Source organism: uncultured Boseongicola sp., assembly GCF_937988555.1.
GTDB lineage: Bacteria > Pseudomonadota > Alphaproteobacteria > Rhodobacterales > Rhodobacteraceae > Boseongicola.
The window spans coordinates 1-3155 of record NZ_CALJXO010000021.1 but is presented as its reverse complement, the minus strand read 5'-3'; the positions used below and the strand labels follow the sequence as shown (position 1 = coordinate 3155).

Genomic DNA, 3155 nt, shown 5'->3' with positions numbered 1-3155 from the left:
CAGCGGCCAGCACCTCCCCTGAAATCAATCAGACCGGTGGGGCTGCCCTCCAGACGGGCATGCCCGTCTTTCGTTCAGCCCCACCGGCCATGGTGGTCTTATGACCATAGTCAATGCTGATGCACATAACTTTTCAGACGCCTGCTCTGGCAGGCGCTTCATATGATTTGGATGCGATAGGCAGGATGCCGGAGCTAACAGCGACGGCTGATCAAGCTCTTATCCGCGCGTCAAAGGCGCATACCGGCATACGTCGCGAGAACCCTGTTTCTGTCGCACGTGAATACGGCAAACGCCGCTCTATAACCACCTTGGGGGATTTCTCTGACCTGCTCCGGCACCCTGGCCATCGCATCGTTTGTTCAGGTTTCTTTTCCTTTCAGTGCCGGTGCTTCTTCATTGCCTCTACAAGGCTGTGCATTAGCCGCGTCGCTGACCGCCACGCCATTTATGGCGGGCGGCGGCGCGGCGGGGGAAGGACATAACAATCACGCTACACCTTCGGAGCCAGTAGGCTCGGCGATATGGGCGATGACCCAGATGAAGCCGACAAGTTCCCGCGCTACGGCCGTAACCGCCAGCGCAGACTTCTTGCCCCGCGCCATCAGGCGCCGGTAACGGCCACACAGGCGGACTTGGGCTTTCCATCCGATATCTTTCGCAGCCTGAGGGGTTCCTTCCTGGCGCAACATCATTTGCGCGCCGATCTTGGCCGGGGTGCGGTATGACCATGTCGCCTCGATCAGAACCGCTCGCGCCAGCACGTTGCCCGCCTTTGTGATCCCGCCCTGCCGCCGCGTCTCTCCGCTGGACCGTTCCCCCGGGACAAGGCCGAGAAACGCCATCAGCTGCCGCGGCTTTGCGAAGCGGCGGATGTCGCCAACCTCGCACACTACCGTCACCGCCGTGATGAAAGCCACGCCGCGCAAAGCCTGCAATGCCTCCACCACTGGAGCCATCGACCAGTCCGCTGTAAAGTGGTGGAGCTGCACATCGACCTCATCTCGGCGGGCCTGCGCCTGGTCGACAGCGTTCAGGTAACTCTGGAACGCAATCTGCTGCGCCGGATGTGCAAAGCTTTGATTGCCGAGCCAGATTCTGTGGCTGCGCTTCCAGGAGGTGCCTTTGAATACGCGACCGTGGCGTAGCAGAAAACTCTTCGTCCTCTGCCGTGCGGCACGCAGGTCCTTCACCATGGCTTGACGCAGCCGTATCAGATCACGCATCGCCTCGTGGATCGTGTCAGGCACCCAGACCGACGTCAGCTCGCCAGCCCGCGACAGGCGGGCCAGGATGATCGCGTCACACCGGTCGGTCTTGATCCGATCCCCCGCCTTGCGGGGCGTCTGGGCTGGCGAGACCACCTCACAGTAATGTTGCGTCGCCATGATCTGACGATGGAGGCCGTAGCCGCAGGGGCCGGCTTCATAGACGAAATGCATCAGTGGATGCCGCCCGCCAAGCTTGCGCAGCATGCTGGCGACAGCGTCTGGCGTGTTGGCGATTTCGCCCCAGAACCTGACCTCACCCGTGCGACCGGCATCCGCCACAGCCACCGCGATCGTATCTTTATGGACATCAAGGCCCACGAATGCGCTATAATCCGACATGGTTTGTCTCCCTTGTGCATGAGGCCCTGCGATCTGTCGCAACCCTCGGTTCAATGTGCATATCGTGGAGGCGAACCACCTATCGGCGCCAGCCCTCTTTAAAACCCGGTCATACCGTCTGTCGCTACCGGCCAAGATGGTTGTCGCTCAACAACCTGATCCACCACAATGGCCTTCTGAAGACGTTCCAGAATCGCCCGAGCAACCTCTAACATCAACCCGATAGTCTCTCCGCAGATCATGGCAGTCGGGCGTGGCAATCGACCAAGATCGTGCCGCCTCAAATCCCCGTTTTCAAACTCAGTTTCGATCATTATGCGGACGTCCATCCAAATACTCCCCTGGCTTTCACCAAGCATACTCCAGTCCGCACCCCCAGGTTCTTTCCACTCCCGATACAACGACACCTTCAATGGCGGCAGATTTGGGTGATTTTTCATCGGGATGCGCTAAACTGCGATGGAACCATCGTCAGCATGACAGTATCGATGCGGGACGTTCAGGTTCTCATTGATGAGAAATGCAGTAGCCGGTCTTGATCGGATTGTCGACTTGGTGACCGGTATGAGACACTCGAAACTTGACAAAAAGAATGGTATGAGTATATACAGTCGTATATACTAAGAGGATTATTATGATTGAAATCAAAATACGCAAAGTCGGCAATTCCGCTGTCATGACGCTCAGCACCGAGATGCTTGCCCTGCTTGATGCCAAAGAAGGCGACACGCTCTATGCGTTGCGCACTGATGATGGTGGGTTGAAACTGATGACGGAAAACCCCGAACTGCAGGCAGCACTTGCCGCAGCCGAAACCGTCATGGATGAAAACCGCGACCTGCTCCAGGCACTCGCATGACCCAATGGGTCTGGGTGCCGCTGCGCGCTTTGCATGTCATCCATGATCGTCAAATTGCCCGGCACGGCGGTGCGTCTGGCACGCGCGATTCAGCGCTTTTGGAAGGAGCCTGTGCCCGCCCTTTGAATCAGGCGGGTTACGGCGATCCGGATGCCTATGCACTCGCTGCGGCTTACGCATTCGGCATCGCCAAGGCCCATGCCTTTGTCGACGGAAACAAGCGCACAGCCTTTGTGGCCGCGTTCACGTTTCTGCGGCTCAACAATATCGGGATCCGTCCTGATCCTGGTGTGGGTGTTCGGATAATGGAAGACCTGGCATCAGACCAGGTGAGTGAAGAAGAATTCGCGGCGTGGCTGCGGTCGCTAAACGCCAGTTGATACCGAGATCGGCGGCTGTTCGTGTTTGCACAATCGTTTGACCGTTTAATCCGAGCCGCGTCAGTTCATTCAAGCGGCTGAACTAAGCCGACTAATCCCGCATTCCCCAAGTAGTCCGATGTTTTCGCGCCTTTGGAAACCACTAATGTGTTATGTTTCAGCATGTTAATATGGTTGAAGGCGGCAGATCATGGATCACCCAAAGGGTGCAGGCGAAACGGGAAATGTTCGGCTTGGATTTGACCGTCGCGTGCGGCTGGAATTTCATGGATCAAAGATCAGTTCGGACGGTGGTCTGCTGTTGTT

General features: G+C 57.5%; 4 protein-coding genes. 2 read left to right on the top strand and 2 right to left on the bottom strand.

The window, feature by feature from the left end:
- Nucleotides 1–488 precede the first annotated feature (488 nt).
- Nucleotides 489–1610, bottom strand: a complete 1122-nt coding sequence (locus Q1B15_RS01010) for an IS110 family transposase (RefSeq protein WP_299748815.1) — start codon at nucleotides 1608–1610, stop codon at nucleotides 489–491.
- 98 nt (nucleotides 1611–1708) lie between these two features.
- Nucleotides 1709–1939, bottom strand: a complete 231-nt coding sequence (locus Q1B15_RS01005) for a hypothetical protein (RefSeq protein WP_299748813.1) — start codon at nucleotides 1937–1939, stop codon at nucleotides 1709–1711.
- 305 nt (nucleotides 1940–2244) lie between these two features.
- Here Q1B15_RS01005 and Q1B15_RS01000 point away from each other — a divergent pair, with 305 nt between their 5' ends.
- Entirely contained in the window at nucleotides 2245–2469 is a 225-nt protein-coding gene (locus tag Q1B15_RS01000) for a transcriptional regulator/antitoxin MazE (protein WP_299748811.1), read from the top strand.
- Nucleotides 2466–2849, top strand: coding sequence for a type II toxin-antitoxin system death-on-curing family toxin (locus Q1B15_RS00995; protein ID WP_299748809.1), 384 nt, complete (start codon nucleotides 2466–2468; stop codon nucleotides 2847–2849). The genes Q1B15_RS01000 and Q1B15_RS00995 overlap by 4 nt, the downstream gene beginning before the upstream one ends.
- Nucleotides 2850–3155 lie beyond the last annotated feature (306 nt).

Bases quoted from the DNA above. Each gene is read 5' to 3' on its own strand.
- Q1B15_RS01005 (WP_299748813.1), bottom strand. From the start codon at position 1,939: ATGGACGTCCGCATAATGATCGAAACTGAGTTTGAAAACGGGGATTTG.
- Q1B15_RS01000 (WP_299748811.1), top strand. From the start codon at position 2,245: ATGATTGAAATCAAAATACGCAAAGTCGGCAATTCCGCTGTCATGACG.
- Q1B15_RS01010 (WP_299748815.1), bottom strand. From the start codon at position 1,610: ATGTCGGATTATAGCGCATTCGTGGGCCTTGATGTCCATAAAGATACG.
- Q1B15_RS00995 (WP_299748809.1), top strand. From the start codon at position 2,466: ATGACCCAATGGGTCTGGGTGCCGCTGCGCGCTTTGCATGTCATCCAT.